Origin of the sequence: Frankia sp. R82 (genome assembly GCF_023716925.1) — a bacterium.
Lineage (GTDB): Bacteria > Actinomycetota > Actinomycetes > Frankiales > Frankiaceae > Frankia.
In genome coordinates this window covers 1-18,053 of record NZ_JAMQQG010000301.1, presented here as the reverse complement: position 1 = coordinate 18,053, position 18,053 = coordinate 1, and the positions used below count along the sequence as shown (strand labels likewise).

11 protein-coding genes are annotated in these 18,053 nt (G+C 68.8%); 4 read left to right on the top strand and 7 right to left on the bottom strand.

The window, feature by feature from the left end; all coding sequences use genetic code 11:
• Nucleotides 1-45 precede the first annotated feature (45 nt).
• The 7 genes from ND747_RS24140 to ND747_RS24110 form a co-directional block, all read right to left on the bottom strand.
• Nucleotides 46-1,521, bottom strand: a complete 1,476-nt coding sequence (locus ND747_RS24140; RefSeq protein WP_251736477.1) for an MFS transporter — start codon at nt 1,519-1,521, stop codon at nt 46-48.
• 156 nt (nt 1,522-1,677) lie between these two features.
• Nucleotides 1,678-3,081: a carboxylesterase family protein gene (locus ND747_RS24135; protein ID WP_251736476.1), complete on the bottom strand. Its 1,404-nt coding sequence runs from the start codon at nt 3,079-3,081 to the stop codon at nt 1,678-1,680.
• 193 nt (nt 3,082-3,274) lie between these two features.
• Complete coding sequence (locus ND747_RS24130) at nt 3,275-4,381, bottom strand: phenazine antibiotic biosynthesis protein (protein ID WP_251736475.1); 1,107 nt, start codon at nt 4,379-4,381, stop codon at nt 3,275-3,277.
• A gap of 47 nt (nt 4,382-4,428) precedes the next feature.
• A complete protein-coding gene (locus tag ND747_RS24125; protein ID WP_251736474.1) occupies nt 4,429-5,877 on the bottom strand; it encodes an MmgE/PrpD family protein in 1,449 nt (482 codons plus the stop codon).
• Between the two features lie 39 nt (nt 5,878-5,916).
• The gene (locus ND747_RS24120) at nt 5,917-6,747 is read right to left on the bottom strand and encodes a cyclase family protein (RefSeq protein WP_251736473.1); all 831 of its coding nucleotides are present in this window, start codon (nt 6,745-6,747) and stop codon (nt 5,917-5,919) included.
• A complete protein-coding gene (locus ND747_RS24115) occupies nt 6,744-7,580 on the bottom strand; it encodes a CoA ester lyase (RefSeq protein WP_285901040.1) in 837 nt (278 codons plus the stop codon). Before ND747_RS24115 ends, ND747_RS24120 begins: the two co-directional genes overlap by 4 nt.
• A gap of 47 nt (nt 7,581-7,627) precedes the next feature.
• Nucleotides 7,628-8,797 (bottom strand): CaiB/BaiF CoA-transferase family protein, encoded by a 1,170-nt coding sequence (locus ND747_RS24110; protein ID WP_251736471.1) that lies wholly within the window; start codon nt 8,795-8,797, stop codon nt 7,628-7,630.
• Between the two features lie 581 nt (nt 8,798-9,378).
• Between ND747_RS24110 and pabB the strand changes: the two genes are divergently transcribed.
• From pabB to ND747_RS24090, 4 genes are all read left to right on the top strand, one after another.
• Nucleotides 9,379-11,433, top strand: a complete 2,055-nt coding sequence (gene pabB / locus ND747_RS24105; RefSeq protein WP_251736470.1) for an aminodeoxychorismate synthase component I — start codon at nt 9,379-9,381, stop codon at nt 11,431-11,433.
• Nucleotides 11,430-12,674, top strand: a complete 1,245-nt coding sequence (locus ND747_RS24100; RefSeq protein ID WP_251736469.1) for a 4-hydroxybenzoate 3-monooxygenase — start codon at nt 11,430-11,432, stop codon at nt 12,672-12,674. Before pabB ends, ND747_RS24100 begins: the two co-directional genes overlap by 4 nt.
• The gene (locus tag ND747_RS24095) at nt 12,675-13,853 is read left to right on the top strand and encodes an FAD-dependent oxidoreductase (RefSeq protein WP_251736468.1); all 1,179 of its coding nucleotides are present in this window, start codon (nt 12,675-12,677) and stop codon (nt 13,851-13,853) included.
• 67 nt (nt 13,854-13,920) lie between these two features.
• Nucleotides 13,921-18,053, top strand: a 4,133-nt coding sequence (locus tag ND747_RS24090) for a beta-ketoacyl synthase N-terminal-like domain-containing protein (protein ID WP_285901036.1), incomplete at its 3' end; no start/stop codon positions are given.

The window sequence follows — 18,053 nt, the reverse complement described above, 5'->3', positions numbered from 1 at the left end:
TGCGCCTGGCGCACCCGAACTGGGTTAGGCCAGGCGGCTTGGGAATCAGTCGGCTCGGAGGCGGCTGGCTGCATTGCCTCGCAGGCCGAGCAGCCCGATCAGCAGGTTCAGTCCGACCCACACGAAGAGCACCGCGAAACCACGCTGCAAGCCGGAATTGAGCGCATGCACCGGATCGACACCCTGGCCGACCAGCTCCGCCGAGCGCGCGCCGACTGACGTGGCCACCACTGCGAGGCCGAGCGCGCCGCCCACCTCGGCGGCGGCGTTGAGGATGCCCGATGTCGTGCCGGCGTCCTCCTCGGTCGCGTCGGCCGTGCCGACCACCGGAATAGTGATCATGCAGATCACGAGCCCGATACCGAGCAGCGCGGTCACCGGCAGCAGCAACGTCCAGTACCCGGAGTCGATCGTGGCGTTCACGATCAGTCCGAGCATCCCGGCCAGCAGCACCGTGCCCACGAGAAACGGTCCACGCGCGCCGGTCTTCGGGATCACGCGGGCCACCACACCCGATACGAACAACATCGCCAGGCTGGTCGGAATGTAGGCCAAGCCCGTCTGCAGCGGGCTGTAGTGCAGCACGCCCTGCATGTACTGCGGTAGCAGGAAGAATGTCGGCAGCATGATGCCGGCCGAGACCAGCTGGCCGAGGCTCGCCGCGATCACGTTGCGCTTACCGAACAGTCGCAGCGGCACCAGCGGCGCGCGGTGGCGCTGCTCGATCCGGACGAACGCGGCGAGCAGCACGACGCTCACCGCGAACGCCCCGACGGTCTGCCAGCTCGTCCAGCCGTTCATGGTGGAGCTGACGATGCCGTAGACGAGCAGCAGCAGCCCGCCGGTGATGGTGAGTGCGCCGCCGAGGTCCGATGGCGGCCTGCGCCGGTCAGGGCCGCCGCCCGCGACGAGGCCGGCCACCGCGCCGATGACCGCAAGGCCGACCGGCAGGTTGATGTAGAACGCCCACCGCCAGTCGATCTGCACCAGCAGGCCGCCGAGCAGCGCGCCCATACTGGCGCCGATCCCCAACACGGAGCCCCAGGTGCCGAGCGCCTTCGTGCGTTCGGTCTGGTCGGGGAAGGACGTGACCACGATCGACAGCGCGGCCGGTGACGCGGCCGCGGCGCCGATGCCCTGCATCGCCCTGGCGATCAGCAGCTGGGTCGCGGTGGTGGCGGTGCCGGCCAGCAGCGAGCCGCTGATGAACAGCACCAGGCCGGTCAGCAGCACCCGGCGCCTGCCGACCACATCGGTCAGCCGCCCGCCGAGCAGCATCAGGCCACCGAACGGCAACACGTAGATGCTCATCACCCACTGCTGACCGGTGGTGGACAGATGCAGCGCGTCGTGCACCTGGGGCAGCATCACGTTCACGATCGTCGCGTCGAGCACGAGCATGAGCTGCGCGACCGACACGACGGCGAGCACCCACCACCGGCGACGGACCTGCGGAGCCTGCTGCTGGTCCGCGAGCGGGCTTGACGCCGAGCCCGTCGGCGCGTTGGTGTCGGTACTCATCGCGATCTTTCTCCTCAGTGGTGTGTGGGTACTGAAGGCTCGGTCAAGGAAGCGGTGACCTGCAGCGCTCGCGGTGGACGGCTCGACCAGGGCACGCGGCCTAGGGCTCCCGGGTCATCTCGCCGAGGCATCCAACCCAGGACCAGGCCGCTGCCGTCACCTGCCGGCAGGCCTTGGCCCGTGGCTGTCGGGCGCCGCGATCTGGCAGGTCACCGGCTCCTCCGGGGTCCAATTCCTCCAGGGCGGACACCCGTGCCGAGTCAATGCGATCAGCGCGTTCTGTTCCAGCTCCCCGACAAGGCGGTCCGTCTTCGTCCCGTCATTGCCCTGAGTGTCGACGAACAAGGAGGCCATGTCGGTGCCGTGTGCTGGCCATGCCGCCAGGGAAGGATTGTGGGAAACGAAGTTCGAGTTGGTCGGCGCATAGCAGAATCGCTGCGACCAAACAGTCCCGCCGGCATCTTGAGCCGCCCGCAGCAGTCGGTCGGTGGGTTCCAGAAAGTTTCTCTCCGAAAGCAGTTCAATCATTTCCTCCTGATCACCGGAAGAGGCTCCGACGTCCAGTGCCTCATAGGCTCGACTGAAGACCTCGTCACCCATGGCGACGTAGATCCCTGCCTCCTTCGAGGTCACCGACATTAGCAGTGGGACGCCGGCGACGCCCCCGTCCCTGATGGTCTCCAGCGGCGGCCTGGGCACAACGGAGCCGTCGACGAAAGGGCCGTAGCGGACCTTGACACCCCGTTCGAGCAGCTTCCCGTGGATGTGACGCAGGCCCACGTTCGGGAGCCTGCTCAGGTCGTCCGGCGAGCTCGCCAGTGGCCCGGCCGCGGCGAGGAACTCCTCGGTGAAGCGGACGGCGGTGTCCTCGGACACCGGCACCTCGGCGTTCCCGCTGTAGATCGCGGCCTTGTGGAACAGCCCGTGAGCCAGGGGTGTGCCGAGCAGCGTCGCCACATCGCAGCCACCCGAGGACATGCCGAACAGCGTGACGTTCGCCGGGTCACCGCCGAAGCGAGCGATGTTGTCCTTTATCCAACGTAGCAGCATGACCTGGTCAAGAATCGCAAGGTTGGCGCTGTCCGCGAAGTCCTGGTCGTGGCCACCCAGATAGAGGCAGCCCCACAGGCCGAGGCGATAGTTCGCCGTCACGACGACGACGCCGTGCCGAGCCGCGAAGTGCCATGGGTCAATCCAGCTGCTGGCGCTGCCGTATACCCGGTTGCCACCATGAAGCCAGATCAGGACGGGGAGCGGGGCATCCTGGCGCGGGCCAGGTGACCAGACGTTCAGGTTGAGGCAGTCCTCGTTCTCGACGAGTCCGTCCAGCGGGACCCGGTACAGGCCCCTGCCGAGCTGGATCGGAAGCTGCCAGCTGACGGCTCCCCAGCGGTTCGCCTCGAGCGCGCCGGCCGGCCTCACCGGCTCGGGTGGCCGGAAACGCCGCTCGACGCGACCGTAGGGCACACCCCGCCAGTTGGGTACTCCTCGGTCAAAAAAACCGCGTATCTGCCCAGACGAGGTCTCGACCACGAGGCCGCCCTCGACGGAATCAAGCATGGTGTCGTCTCCGAATCCTCAGAAGCCGAATCTCGCCGGAAGGCAGCCGAGCCGCCGGACTCCTCACGGGCGTGTCCGTCGCACGGGGGCGCCGTCATCCCCGCCGACTACCTCACCAAGGCCGCACCAGACACGACCAGCAAGGCGGACGAAACAAACCAGAATGCCGCCGTGGGATACTGGCCGCGGAATGCTAGTAGATTCCCTCGATGACCGCCTCGCCGCCGAAGGTCTCCACCGGCTTCGGAGCGGAGACAGAGTCGCCGATCTGGCCTGGCGGACCCGGGACACGGATCGCGGTGTCGCGTTCGAGGTTGTTCGGCAGGAACATGCCCTTGCTGACATGATTCATGATCACCTGGCCGCGCTGACCGTACTGCACCTGCTCGCCGGTCTCCCCGTCCACGACCAGGAAGGTGGAGACAGGACTGCCCGGGTCATAGATGATCTCCTCGTCCGGGCTGGTGCCCGGCCGCTGCCTGGCGCCCTCGAGGATCAAGGCGCTGCTGTACCTGCTGAGGAAACGCGGCTTCGGAAAGATCACCTGCTCGAGTTCGAACCGCTGGTCGAGCGTCATGTGGGCGCCACCCCAGGTGATCAGCTCGATCTTGGTGTTGATCAGTTCGACTAGCTGCGGACGCCGCGAGCAGGCGAGGAGCAGCGGTGGCGTGATGACCAGTGCCCCGACGTCCTGGCTGGTCAGAACATGCTCGATCTGGTCGAGTACGTGCTCGACGTACCTCGCCGCCTGGTCGGTCTCGCCCCGGCTAATGAGCTTCTTGACCCATCTGGGGTCGATGTCGATGCTGAACTTGACGAAGTTCTGCCGAGCCGCGATGTAGTCATAGAGGCTCCCGGCCTTGTGCGGGCCGGTCGGCATGGCGACTAGGAGGTTGGACGGCCGCCGGCCTGCGAACTGCGGCCCCTTCTCCATCCGGTCGAGCGCGCTTTCCAGCCAGTCGGGCATGAAGATGATGCGTTTGGGTGCGCCCGTGGTACCGCCGCTCTCGAAGACCCGTGGTGCCGGCGGGTTGGGACCGTAGCCCCGCGGAATGAGGTCCTCGACCGGAACTTCCCGTAGCTCGTCGACGATGTTGGGGAATCGCCGCAGGTCGTCGTAACTGTGAATGGTGGTCAGCGGATCGAAGTCCAGCGTCCTGGCTCGCCTCAGCCAGAACGCCGAACCCGTCTCCTCCCCGAAGTGCCATTCCACGGCGGCTCGAAGGTACTGCTGAGGGTCCGTCGGGCGGATGGCCGGATTGAGTACTTCCCATCGCTGGCCATCGGTGCTTTCCGTCATGGTGTCCTTCCGGATCTGCCGGACTTGGAGAGTTCGGCCTGGGTACCTCAGCCAGCGCTGGCGCGAAGGGAGCTGTCCGCCGTGCGGAGCAGCCGCATCACCGATCGCGGTGACGAGTGGCTGGCAAGCTGGAAGATCTCACGCTGAAGGTGCCCGGCTGAGTCGTCATCGAGAGCGTTCGCGAGATTCAGTCCGAACTTCAGCGAAAGCTCGTCGTCACTCAATGGCTGCCGCGGACCGCCGCGGCCGTCCAGGCGGGTGGATTCTTCGACGCGTCCGTCGGCGAGGTGCGCGGTGAGCGTCGCGGGAACCTGGCGAGGAAAGAGCGCCGTGCACTCCGGATCGGCGTAGCAGGTGACCTTGGCGGCCAGCGCGAGGATGTCCGGGCGCCGGACGGCCTCGTCGGTGAAGTCGTCGATATACAGCCCGAGTCCGCCGCCTCCGTACATGGCGGCTGCGACGGTGTACGGGCCGGAGAACGCGCCCCCGTAGCCGCTGGTCGGTGCCGCCTTGATTTCCGCGGGCTCCGCGATTGTCCGGAGAACGGGCCCGGGAACGCCGAGCCTGAGAGCCGTTATCTCCGCCGGCCGTACACCGCGCGTCCTGAGTTCGACGGCCGCGTCTATTCCGGCGTGGGTGAAGAGGTTGCACGGGTACGGCTTGATACGCAGGGCGTCGGAGTGCCAGTTCTGGCCGAGGTCGGCGGTGACCGTCTCCGGCCGCGCGCGCGTACCGCAGAAGGCCTGGAAGAAGCCGAACCGTCCCTCAAGGGCGGTGGGCGGCCCGGTGATGCCGGACGCGGCCAGCTGGGCGGCCGCGATCCCGCAATGTGCCGCCCACCCGGTGTGAATCTGCTTTACCGTGCCGCCGGTCCGGTTGCACTCGATGATCCCGGACCCCATGCTGGCGGCGATCGACGCCGCGGCGACGACCGAGCGGGAGTCACCGGACAGCAGCATCGCCGCCGCGACCGCGGCCCCGATGGTGCCGCAGATGGACGTGGCGTGCTGTCCCCGGTCGAAGAAGATCGAATTGGCGTTCTCGGCGTCGTATCCGGCCATGCCCAGCCTGATGCACAGCTCGGTTCCCACCGCGATCGCGGCAAGGCTCCGCGGACCAGCGGCCCCGGTAGCCTCACCGATGGCGAGCACGGCCGGGACGACTGATGCGCTCGGATGCAGGACGGAGGGCAGATGAGTGTCGTCGAAGTCCATCGAATGCGCGAACGTTCCGTTGACGAACGCCGCGGTGCCCACGGGCGCGCGCCGGCACTGGCCGATTACCGAGGCGGACTCGTCCTGGCCCCAGTGCTGCGTGGCCTGGGCGACGTTATGGGACAGGGGCTGCGCCGACCCCAGGACCATATTGCCGACCGTGTCGAAGACCGCCCGCGCGGACTGCCGAAGGCGGTGTGCCGGCAGCCCGGCGGCCGCCACGTGCTCGGCGAAATCACCGACCTCGTCGAGGAGGCCTCCCCGGGCCTGTGCGTTAGTCATGTCGATGAGCTCCCGGCAGCAGGGCCCGCCCGGCGCCGGTCATTGGCGGCTCACGATCGCGAGCGGCCGGACCGGAGAGCCCGTGGCGCCGATCATCTTGAGCGGTGCCAGCACGAAGGTGAACTCCCCGATACCCCGTTGCGCCAGGTCGGTGAGTCGCATGTGCTCGACGATGTGGATGCCATGGTCGACCAGAAGGATGCGGTGGACCGGCAGGACCGCATGGCCCCGGCCCGGGAGGATCTGTTCGAACGCGGTCGTGTCCGTGCCGGCCGCGATGACCTGGTGCGCGGCCAGCCATCGGGCCGCCTCGGTGGTGACTCCGGGCACCCCGGTTCGCACGCCGAGATACCTGGCGGGGTCGTCCCACCACTGGCTCCAGCCCGTGTTGACAAGGCAGACGCTGCCCGGCGTGGGCAGGGCATCGGCCTGCTTGGCGGCATCGGCCAGGTCCTGCGCGGTGATCCCGTAGCCCGCGGGCAGCGACGGGACGCCATGCCGGGCCGCGATGTCAAGCAGCACACCCCGGCAGACCATCGGAGGAATGGTCTCCACGCCATGGATCGTGAACTTCCCTCCCGTCTGTGCCGTGGCGCAGTCAATGCCCCCGTACATCTTCCCGTTGTGCGAGACGTGCGCGAGGGCGTCAATATGCGTGCCGACATGGCCGCCAGTGACAATTATTTCACTGGCCGCGGAGCCGCCGTCCGCGCGGACCATGTCACCATGCCGTCTGGTCAAGGCCATCTTGAAACCAGGGTGATTCGGCGAGCAGGGCATTCCGTCGGTTAGCGGCTGCGCCAGATCGAAGACCTCGACGCCGGCCATGACGGCGCCGAGCATCGTGTCCTGGGCCGCTACTGTGCTCATGCGGAGGCCTCGACAAGATTGAGGGCCGTCGCGAGCCGCAGGACGTTCCGCGCGCTCGCGAGAACTGGCGGGGCTATGACGCTGCCCCTCTCGTTGAGGACGACCGACCGGTTCTCTCCCTCGGCGATTTCAGCCGCGCGTAATACCGCCTGGGCGTCTGCGATCTCCTCCGGCGTCGGAGTGAACACCTCGTGGATCGCGGGTATCTGCATGGGGTGCAGCGCCATTCGGCTCATGAAGCCGAGATTCTTGGCGCTGCGGCTCGTGCGGAGCAGCGCGTCGGTGTCGTAGATGTCGAGAAACACGCTCTGGCACGGGCTCGGCAGACCGGCCGCTCTGGACGCGATGACCACTCGGCTGCGACACGCGTCCATAGTCGGGCCCTCGGCTGTGATGCGGAGGTCGGCGCACAGATCGGATTCCCCCAGGCTCAGCATGCCGACGGCAGGGGAGGACGTCGCCAGGGCGAAAGCGATCTCCAGCGCGTACGCGGTCTCGATGAGCAGGTGGATGGAGGCCGTACAGCCCGCCTCGGCCAGCAGGAGCGCGACATGCTTCACATCGTCCGGCCCGCCGACCTTCGCCAGCCGCACCCCGCTTAGTCCCGGGCCCGCGACCGCCCGCACGTCGGCCTCGCAGCGCCCTGACGCCATCGAGTTCACTCGTACGAAGGTCGGTTTGGGGGGCAGCGCCGCGGTGATACGCGAGGCGGTCTCCCGGGCGCGCGGTTTCTCGGTGATCGGCACCGCGTCTTCCAGGTCCATGATGACGGCGTCCGCCTGGGACTCGTAGGCACGCTCTATGAGATGTGTCTGGTGGCCCGGCACATACAGGCAGCTCCGGAAGACTGGATGTTCTATCTGCGAAGTATTAATGCCTCTTACTCCTCGCCGCAGGATCCTTCGTCGTTCGCGACCGGCTTCAGGATTTCTTCGGTGTGCTCGCCCAGCCGAGGGCCGGCCCGCAGGATCTGTCCTGGCGTCGCCGAGAGCCTGAAAGCGACGTTCGGCATACGTATCGTCCCGAGATCGACATCGGGAGCGTTCACCAGTGTGCGGCGGGCCTGGAAATGCGGATCCTGCAGAATATCGTCGATGTGATAGACAGGGGCGGCGGCCGCCTCGGCACGCTCGAACGCCGCGATCACCTCGTCCCGATCACGGTCGGCGACCCATCGGCTCACCGCGTCGTCGATCTCGACCCGGTGCGCGCCCCTCCCGGTGCCATGCTGGAACCACGGCTGGTCCGCCAGGTCGCCCCGTCCCACGAGACGCAGAACCCGCTCGGCGACGGAGGTGACCGAGGCCGAGACGGCGATCCAGTTTCCGTCCTTGCAGCGGTACACGTTGCGTGGCCCGGCGGGTGCCGGGCCCGGGTCCGTCGGTTTGGTGCCCAGCTTCTCGTAGACGGCGAAAAGGGGGCCCAGGATGCTGATCACGGCTTCCGTGATCGAGACGTCTGCTGTCTGGCCCTGTCCTATGTGGGCCCGGGCGTGCAGGGCGATGAGGGTGGCGCAGGCCGCGTAGAGGCCAGCGAGAGTGTCGCCGAGCTGATACGCGGGCAGCACGGGCGGCCCGCTCGACCCGCCCTGGAGCGCGGCTACACCGCCCATGGCCTCCGCCAGCGTGCCGAACCCGGGGCGCGGGGAATACGGGCCGTCCTGACCGAACGCGCTGATCCTGGTTACGACAAGGTCAGGGTTTACTTCCTTCAGCTTCTCAGGGCCGATGCCCCACCGCTCGAGCGTCCCGGGCCGGAAGTTCTCGATCACAGCGTCCGCGTTGGCCGCGAGGCGCAGAAACTCCGCCGCGCCCTCCGGAGTGCTGAGGTTGAGGACGATTCCCTGTTTGTTCCGGTTCAGCACCTTCCACCAGAGCGGTACGCCGTCGGCCGCGGGCCCGAAACGGCGCATTGGATCGCCGGACGGATGCTCGACCTTTATCACTCTCGCACCGAAGTCGGCGAGCAGCTGCGCGGCGAAGGGCCCCGCCAGGACGGTGGAGATGTCGATAATCGTCAGGTCCGCAAGTGGTAATGGTCGGTCCGCCATATGTACCAGTCCTCCCACAGTCTCACGGCAGCACGGTCTGATCGCGCCCGATCGCCGAAGGCCGACCGCGCGGAGCATCGAATCGCGTCCATGCTCGCCTGCGCCGCCGTTTCCGGGAACCCCTATCTTCACTGGTCGGGCTCCTTGATCAAGAATCTGAATGCAGAGCGGCGGGGCCCAGCGACTAGGGGTTGGTTCCAGGCCGACTAGGGGGTCGGCTCCGAATTACTAGGGGTCGGTTCTGGCTGGCCTTTCGTTCCAGATAAACGTTCCCGAGTCGGTCAAATCGGCGCGGGCATGCTGCCGCATAAGGGGTGGTCGAGCTTGGCCTTCACGTCGGAGAAGGTCTCCATCTTCGAGGACCAGGCCCGCGGCTAGGCGGATGGCCGCCACGCGCCGAAGGACGGGCGCAGCCCCTAGAGGCGGCCTGGCGGCCCCTAGGCAAGGTGTTGCTGGTTGACCGGAAATTGGCGCCTCGGTAAAAATTAGCTGTTCCTCTTCTCCGTGCAATTGGTCGTTGTCTGGAGGTCTCAGTGCAGCTGGTGAGCCCGGCGGACGGAACCAGTCCGCCTGTTGGCCATGTGCGCACGCTGCTTGTGGACAACTACGACTCCTATACCTACAATCTTTTCCAGCTGATAGCGCAGATAAACGGCGCGGATCCCGTCGTGGTGCGCAATGACGATCCGGTGCTAAGTGAGCACGCTTTCATTCGGCAGTTCGACAACGTTGTCATTTCTCCTGGGCCAGGTCATCCACGGGGCGTGCGCGACTTCGGTGACGCCGCCAGGCTCCTGTCGCTGCCGGATCTCCCGGTGCTCGGTGTGTGCCTCGGTCACCAGGGAATCGCGCTGTTCCACGGCGCCGAGGTCCGGTCGGCGCGCGCGCCGCGGCACGGCCACCTGTCCCGGATAAGCCACCTTGGCGAGGGGCTGTTCGAAGGCGTACCGCAGGACTTCACCGGCGTGCGTTATCACTCCCTCGCGGTGGACTCCCTGGCATCGACGTCTCTGGAGGCGGTGGCCTGGGCCGAGGACGGCGAGATCATGGGCATCCGCCACACTGGCCGGCCGCACTGGGGGGTGCAGTTCCACCCGGAGTCTGTGGCGACCGAGCACGGCGCCCGGATCCTGGAGAACTTCCGCGACCTGACCCGCAACCGCGGCGTCGGCTGCGGCGGCGCGTCTGTGGCCCACGCGGACGGTGACAGCACGTTCGTCGCCCGGGTGGCGACCCTGGAACGCGAGGTCGACGCGGAGACGGTCTACGTCGGTCTCTACGGCAACAGCTCCCACTCGTTCTGGCTGGACAGCAACCGGTGCGAGCGCGGCCTGGCGCGGTTCTCGTACCTGGGCGACGCCTCGGGCCCGCTCAGCGAGGTGCTGACCTACGCGGTGACCGACGACACGGTCGTCGTGGACTCTCCGGACGGCGTCCAGAGCCTGGTCGAGGGGAACATCTTCGACGTCCTGAGCCGGCGCCTGGCCGAGTCGTGGGTCGAGCTGGACGTGCCGTTCGACTTCAACGGCGGGTACGTCGGCTACTTCGGGTACGAGATGAAGGAGCATTGCGGCTTCGTCAACCGTCACAAGGCTGAGACCCCCGACGCGAAGTGGATGCGCGCCGACCGGCTCGTCGTCGTCGACCACGTCGAGTACCGGACGTACCTGGTCGCGCTGTGCCGGCCGGGGGCGGAGTCCGTCGCCGAGGCCGAAGCGTGGCTGGCCCGAACGGCCTCCGCCATCGACGCGCTCGAGACGACGGGGCCGGTGCCGCCCGAGCCCGGCCCGAGCCCCGACGTGGACGTCCCGGCCTCTTTCGTGCGGGACCGGGAGACCTACCTCGCCGACATCGCCGAGTGCCACCGGCAGCTGCGGGCCGGGGAGAGCTACGAGGTCTGTCTGACCAACATGCTGCGGACCGCGGTCCCGGGCGACGACCTCTCCTTCTACCTGCGGATGCGACGCACCAACCCGGCTCCCTACAGCGCGTTCCTGCGGTTCGGCGAGCTGCGGATCCTGAGCTCCTCGCCCGAGCGCTTCCTGCGGATCGACCGCCATCACATGGTCGAGAGCAAGCCCATCAAGGGCACCGCGGCCCGCAGCGACGATCCCGCGACCGACGAGTCCCGGCGGCTGGAGCTGACCAGCAGCGCCAAGACCCGGGCCGAGAACCTGATGATCGTCGATCTCGTGCGCAACGACCTCGGCCAGGTCTGCGAGGTCGGGAGCGTGCACGTCCCGAAGTTCATGGCGACCGAGTCGTACGCCACTGTGCACCAGCTGGTCTCCACGATCCGCGGGCGGCTGCGGCCGGCGGTGAGCGCCATCGACTGTGTGAAGGCGAGCTTCCCGGGCGGCTCGATGACCGGAGCGCCCAAGCTGCGCACGGTCGAGATCACCGACCGGCTGGAGTCCGAGGCCCGCGGCGTATATTCCGGGACGCTCGGCTACTTCGGGTACAACGGGTCGGCCGACCTCAGCATCGTGATCCGGACGGCCGTCTTCTGGCGCGACACCGTCCTCATCGGCGCGGGCGGAGCGATCGTGCTCGACTCGGACCCGGTCGACGAGTACGAGGAGATGCTGCTCAAGGCGCGGGCCGTGCTGCGAGATCCAGCCCGGCCGCGGCGATGAGGACACTGCGGACGAAGGTCGCCGTCGTCGGCGCCGGCCCGGCGGGGCTGTTCCTGGCGCACGAACTGCGTGCCCACGGGGTCGACTCCGTCATCGTCGAACGCTGCACCCGCGAGCATGTGGAACGGCGAGTGCGAGCCGGGCTGCTCGAGGAAGGCACGGTACGGCTGCTGCGCGGCTCCGGGCTGGCTGACCGGCTGGACCGCCAGTGCCTGGTGCACGACGGTTTCCAGCTGCGCTTCGAGACCACCAGCCAGCGGATCTCGACGGCGGCGCTGATCGGTGAGCCGACCTACATCTACGGGCAGCAGGAGGTCGTCAAGGACCTGCTCGCCGCCCGTCCGCCGGGCGGCGACTCGCTGTACTTCGGCGCGCAGGACGTCCGGCTCGCGGGGATCGCCGGCGCCAGCCCGTCGGTCGCGTTCACGACCGGCGGGGAGCAGGTCGTCGTCGAGGCAGACTTCATCGCCGGCTGCGACGGGTACCACGGCGTGTCGCGCGCGAGCATCCCCCCGGCGGCCCTCACCTTCCACAGCCGGCGTTACCCGTTCAACTGGATCGGGCTGCTGGTCAGCGCGGCGCCCTTCGCGCCCGAGCTGGTCTACTCCGTGCACCCGCGCGGCTTCGCCCTGCAGAGCATGCGCACCCCCGAGATCAGCCGCCTCTACCTGCAGACCGACGGCCGGGACGAGCTGAGCGACTGGCCGGAGTCCCGGATCTGGGACGAGCTCGCGCAACGGCTGTACGTCGACGTGAGCCGGACGCGGGAGCGGGGAGCGATCCTCGAGCAGGTCAGGGTTCCGCTGCGGTCGACCGTCGCGGAGCCGATGCAGTTCGGCCGGCTGTTCCTGGTGGGCGACGCCGCGCACATCTTCCCGCCCACCGCCGCCAAGGGCCTGAACGTCGCGCTCGAGGACGCGAGCGCGCTCGCCGACGCCCTCGTCACGTGGTACCGCCGTGGCGAGGACGGTCCCCTGGAGGGCTACTCGGCCACGCGCCTGCGCGCGGTCTGGCGCGCCCAGGACTTCTCCGCCTGGCTGACCTGGCTGTTCCACCCTGCGGCGGACGCGACCCCGTTCGACCACCGTCGCCGGATCGCGAGCCTGACGCGGCTGGCCGAGGGCGGCAGCAGCGCCATCGCCTTCGCCGACGAGTACGTCGGCCGTTCCCGGCGCCGGCCGCCCTCACGTCCCCACCTGACGGCACCGCGCATTCATGAACTCGACGGCATGGAGGGTTGAGTGTCCACTCAACGGCGGGAAGCAGGCCGGGCGCTGATCGTCGGCGCCGGCATCGCCGGCTTGTCCACGGCGCTGAGGTTGCACCGGGGCGGCTGGGAGGTCCTGGTCGTGGAGAAGGCTCCCAGCAGCCGCAGCGGCGGGACGTGGATCAGCTTCCGGGGCGTGGGCTACCAGGCGGCCGAGCGGATGGGCATCCTCCCGCGGCTCGTCGAGGCGCAGCTGCCGTGGGAGGACATCCACATGCTGGACACCAACGGACGGCTGCGTGCCGTCTGGCCGGCGGCCACGCAGCTGGCGCTGATGAACGAGCCGACCTTGCACGTCCCGCGCGGCGAGATCGAGAGCATCCTGCTCGACGCGCTGGACGGCGAGGTGAAGATCGAGTACGGCACGACTGTGTCGAGCATCACCCAGGACGACTCTGTCGCCGAGGTCGTTCTGTCGAACGGGGTCCGCGAGCGCTTCGACCTGGTAATCGGCGCTGACGGTGTCAACTCGGTCGTCCGCCAGTTGGTCTTCGGTCCGGAGGCGGAGTTCCGAACCGACTTCGGTGACCTCTTGGCGATCTACAACGTGGAGCGCAACCCGGTCGACACCGGGGTCGAGCACCTCCTGAGCGGAGTCGGCCGGATGCTCGCGGTCAGCCGCTTGGGCGACTCCTTCTCGGTGTTGTTCCTGTGGGAGAGCACCGACCTGCGCGGCGACCTGGCCACCGATGTGTTCACGTCGGTCCGGCGCCGTTTCGAGGATCTCGGCTGGGCCGTCCCGGCCCTGCTGAGGGAGGTGGAGACCGCCTCGTCGGCCTACTACGGGCCGGTGAGCCAGATCAAGATGGACACCTGGAGCCAGGGCCGCGTGGTTCTCGTCGGCGACGCGGCGTGGTGCACCGGGTTCTACGCGGGTTACGGCGCCTCGCTGGCCGTCGGCGGCGCCGATCTCCTCGGCGACGTGCTGGAACGCCATCCCGGGGACATCACCGCGGCCCTGCGCGCGTGGGAGGCCGAGTTCCGCCCGATCGCGCTGAGCATCCAGGCGCAGGCCCGCCGGGGCCGGAAGAGCTTCTTCCTCCCGCCCAGCGAGTTCGCGATCACGCTTCGGATGATCTTCCTCCGGATCGCCGGTAACGCCGTCACGACACGGCTGCTCCGCCTGTTCATGGGCGTCCGGTCCCCGAAGTAGGGACCCGCCCGCTCGCCTCCCGGACGAGCGCCCGCACCGGAATCCTGATCACAGAAGGTGATGGCAGTTGCGTACCGAGCTGGTTCGACCCCTGAGCGAGATCGTCCGGACGAACGCCGCCCGCCTCGGCGGAAAGATCGCCTACTCCGACTCGCGCGGCAGCGTGACCTATGCCGATCTGGACCGCGACACCGCCCGTCTCGCCGGGCACCTCGCCGCGCTCGGCGTGGAGCCCGGGGACCGGGTCGCGCTGTTTCTCGGTAGCTGCGTCGAGATGATCGAGAGCTACCTGGGGGTCGTCCGCGCGGCGGCGATCGGCGTGCCGCTCTCACCGGACTGCACGGATGAGGAACTGCGCTACTATCTCGGCGACAGCGGCGCGAAGGTCGTCATCACCTGGGCCGCCTACACCGATCAGGTCCGCCGGGCAGCGCACGGCAGCGGCGTCCGCGAGATCGTCGCGGTGGGAAGCGCGCCCGGAAGCATCTCCTTCGCCGACCTGATCGGATCGGAACCCGACACCCCCGCCCGGGACGGCCTCGGACTCGACGGCCCGGCTTGGATGCTCTACACCTCGGGCACCACCGGCCGACCCAAGGGCGTCCTGTGCACCCAGCGCAGCTGCCTGTGGTCGGTCGCCTCCAGCTACGTGCCGATGGCCCGGCTTGAGGAGCGGGACCGCATCCTGTGGCCGCTGCCCCTGCACCACAGCCTGGCCCACTGCCTGTGCCTGCTCGGCGTGACCGTCGTAGGCGCCTCCGCGCACATCGTGAGCGGATTCGCCGCCGACGAAGTGCTCGACACCCTGCGCCGGGAGCCGTTCAGCATCCTGTCCGGCGTCCCGGCCATGTATCACCTGCTGATCGCCGAGGCCCGGGCACAGCCCCTTGAGGCCCTGGGCCTGCGGCTGGCCCTCGTCGCCGGTGCGGTCACCTCCGACACCCTGCGCGCGGAGATCGAGGACACATTCGGCGTCGCCGCGCTCAACACCTACGGCAGCACCGAGACGTGCGGGCCGATCACCATGAGCAGCCTCGACGAGCCCGCGCCGGTCGGGTCCTGCGGCCGTCCGGTCCCCGGTCTCGACGTACGGCTGGTGGACCCCGTCGCCGACCGCGACGTCGACACCGGCGAGGAAGGCGAGGTCTGGGTCCGGGGGCCGAGCCTGATGCTCGGCTACCACGATGCCCCGGCCGAGACCGAGGGCTGGTTCAGCGACGGCTGGTACCGCACCGGCGACCTGGCCCGCAGCGACCATGAGGGCTTCTTCCAGATCACCGGCCGGATCAAGGAACTCATCATCCGGGGCGCGGTCAACATCCACCCCAGCGAGATCGACGAGGCCATCCGGCCGGTCCCGGGGGTGGCGGACGTCGCGGCCGCCGGCAAGCACCACGACGTCCTCGGTGAGGTCCCGGTCGCCTTCCTGGTCGCCGGCGACGGCGGTCTCGAACCCGCCCGGGTCCTGGCCCGATGCCGCGAACGGCTGTCGGTCCACAAGATCCCCGAGGAGCTGTACGAGACGCGGCGCATCCCGCGGACGGGCTCGGGCAAGATCGCCCGCCATCTCCTCGTTGACACGCCCGCCCGGCTCCTGGCCGTCAACCGCGTCGGCCGGGCGACGGCGGCCACGCGCATCCCGGGCGCGGACGGGGGAGAGACGATGCTGCCCATCGGCCGGAGCGGGACCCGCGCCGGCGCCCCGAACCCGTGGTTCGGGCCGTCCGACACCGTGATGATCTCGGGTGCCGCCACGACGCTCGGGGCGGCGGTGGCGGACCTGCTCGCCGACCGGTACTCCGTGAGCCGGCTCGTGCTCGTGGACACCGCTGAGTACCGGGACCACGTCGGCATGCTCGCCGACGGCATCGGACGGCGGACCGGCATCGAGGTCGTCCTGGGAACCGCCGACACGCCGGACGCGGGGATCACGGGCCTCGTCCACGTCGAGGACCCCGCCCGCGGAGGGGCGCCGAACGTCGAGGACCTGGTGACCGCGTCGTCAGCGCGAACGGTCGTCCTCTGCGCCGACGCCGTTTCGCAGCCCATAGACGTGCTCGCCCGCCGTCACGACTCACCGGACCGGCGCGTCCTGTCCCTGACGTGCGACGGCTGGGCGGTCACCGGCGGCTTCCTGCGCACGGGCCTCTCGGATCCGTTGTCGGCGGTCGAGCTCGCCGAGGCGTTCGACTCCGCCGTCCGTTCCTCGGGCACCACGATGGCGATCACCGAGTTCGTGACGCAGGACGACCGACTCGCCGTGGCTGGTGCCACCGAGTTCTTGCGCGACCTGATCTACCGCGAGGTGGCCTCGACCGTCGGGGACGACGTGTTCGACCGGCAGCGGCCGTTCAAGGACCTCGGCCTGGACTCGGCCCGGGCCGTCGCCCTCCGGAATCAGCTCGCCTCGCTGACCGGGCTGAACCTTTCGGTCTCGGCACTGTTCGACCACCCGACCCCGTCGGCTCTGGCCGACTTCCTGTCCTCCCAGGTGGCCGGGGAAACGCCCGCACTCGCGGCCACGCCCGCGACGGCGGCGACGGACGAGCCGGTGGCGGTCGTGGGTGTGGGGGTGCGGCTGCCCGGAGGTGTGGACGGCCCGGCCGCGTTGTGGGAGCTGCTGTCGTCGGGTGCGGACGTGGTGGGGGAGTTCCCCACCGACCGGGGCTGGGACCTGGACGGCCTGTTCGACCCGGACGCGCCGGGGAAGTCCTACGTTCGTGAGGGCGGGTTCCTCACCGACGCGGCGGGCTTCGACGCGGGGTTCTTCGGGATCAGTCCGCGTGAGGCGTTGGCGATGGATCCGCAGCAGCGTCTGCTGCTGGAGACTTCGTGGGAGGCGCTCGAACATGCTGGGATCGACCTGTCCTCCCTGCGGGGCCGGCACGTGGGCGTCTACACCGGGCTGATCGCCAACGACTACCAGACCGCCGCCGACGCGGTGGTGCCGATTCCGGAGCTGGACGGGTACCGGTCGACCGGTGACGCGCACAGTGTGGCGTCGGGGCGGATCTCGTATGTGCTGGGCTTGGAGGGCCCGGCGGTGAGTGTGGACACGGCGTGCTCGTCATCACTGGTGGCGTTGCACTTGGCCGCCCAGGCGTTGCGGGCGGGTGAATGCTCAATGGCGCTGGCGGGCGGCGTGACGGTGATCGCTCACCCAGGCGTGTTCGTCGAGTTCTCCCGGCTGCGTGGCGTCGCCGCCGACGGCCGTTGCAAGGCGTTCTCGGATTCCGCGGATGGCATGGGCTGGGCCGAGGGCGCCGGAATGCTCGTGTTGGAGCGTCTGTCGGATGCGCGGCGGCTTGGGCATGAGGTCCTGGCTGTGGTCCGGGGCAGTGCGGTGAATCAGGATGGCGCCTCCAACGGGCTTACGGCTCCGAATGGTCCTTCGCAGCAGCGGGTGATTCGTCAGGCGTTGGCGAGCGCTGGGTTGTCTGCGGCTGAGGTGGATGCGGTCGAGGCTCATGGCACGGGGACGGCTTTGGGTGATCCGATCGAGGCGCAGGCGCTGTTGGCGGTGTATGGCGATCGCGGTGCGGGCGGGGAGCCGTTGTGGTTGGGGTCGGTGAAGTCGAACATCGGCCACACTCAGGCGGCGGCTGGGGTCGCGGGGATCGCCAAGATGATTCTGGCGATGCGGCACGGTGTTCTGCCGCGGACTCTGCATGCTGAGACGCCTTCGTCGAAGGTCGACTGGACGGCGGGGAACGTGCGGATCCTGGCCGAGGAGCAGGCTTGGCCGCAGACCGGCCGTCCGCGCCGCGCCGGCGTGTCCTCGTTCGGCATCAGCGGTACCAACGCCCACGTCATCCTCGAACAAGCCCCCGACACCCCTGGCATCACGGATACGGCTGTCGAGTCTCCCTCGGATGTGCCGGGTGTGGTGCCGTTGGTGGTGTCGGCGCGGTCGCCGGAAGGCCTGCGCGCTGCTGCCGGGCAGCTGGCCGATTTCCTCGAGCAGCAGCCCGTGTCGAGTCTGAGTGATGTGGGGCGTGCGTTGTTGACGTCCCGTTCGGTGTGGGAGTTCCGGGCCGCGGTGGTGGCCGCGGATCGGGACGAAGCCGTGGCGGGGCTGCGGGTCGTGGCCGCTGGGGATGCGAGGTCCTCAGCTGTGCCCGGCGCGGGGCGGGTGGTGTTGACGTTTGCTGGTCAGGGTGCTCAGCGGGCGGGGATGGGCCGGGATCTGTGTGCGGCGTT

Excerpts from the sequence above, each read along its gene's own strand:
- ND747_RS24135 (WP_251736476.1), bottom strand. The coding sequence starts at position 3,081 with ATGCTTGATTCCGTCGAGGGCGGCCTCGTGGTCGAGACCTCGTCTGGG.
- ND747_RS24110 (WP_251736471.1), bottom strand. The coding sequence starts at position 8,797 with ATGGCGGACCGACCATTACCACTTGCGGACCTGACGATTATCGACATC.
- ND747_RS24140 (WP_251736477.1), bottom strand. The coding sequence starts at position 1,521 with ATGAGTACCGACACCAACGCGCCGACGGGCTCGGCGTCAAGCCCGCTC.
- ND747_RS24100 (WP_251736469.1), top strand. The coding sequence starts at position 11,430 with ATGAGGACACTGCGGACGAAGGTCGCCGTCGTCGGCGCCGGCCCGGCG.
- ND747_RS24130 (WP_251736475.1), bottom strand. The coding sequence starts at position 4,381 with ATGACGGAAAGCACCGATGGCCAGCGATGGGAAGTACTCAATCCGGCC.
- ND747_RS24120 (WP_251736473.1), bottom strand. The coding sequence starts at position 6,747 with ATGAGCACAGTAGCGGCCCAGGACACGATGCTCGGCGCCGTCATGGCC.
- ND747_RS24125 (WP_251736474.1), bottom strand. The coding sequence starts at position 5,877 with ATGACTAACGCACAGGCCCGGGGAGGCCTCCTCGACGAGGTCGGTGAT.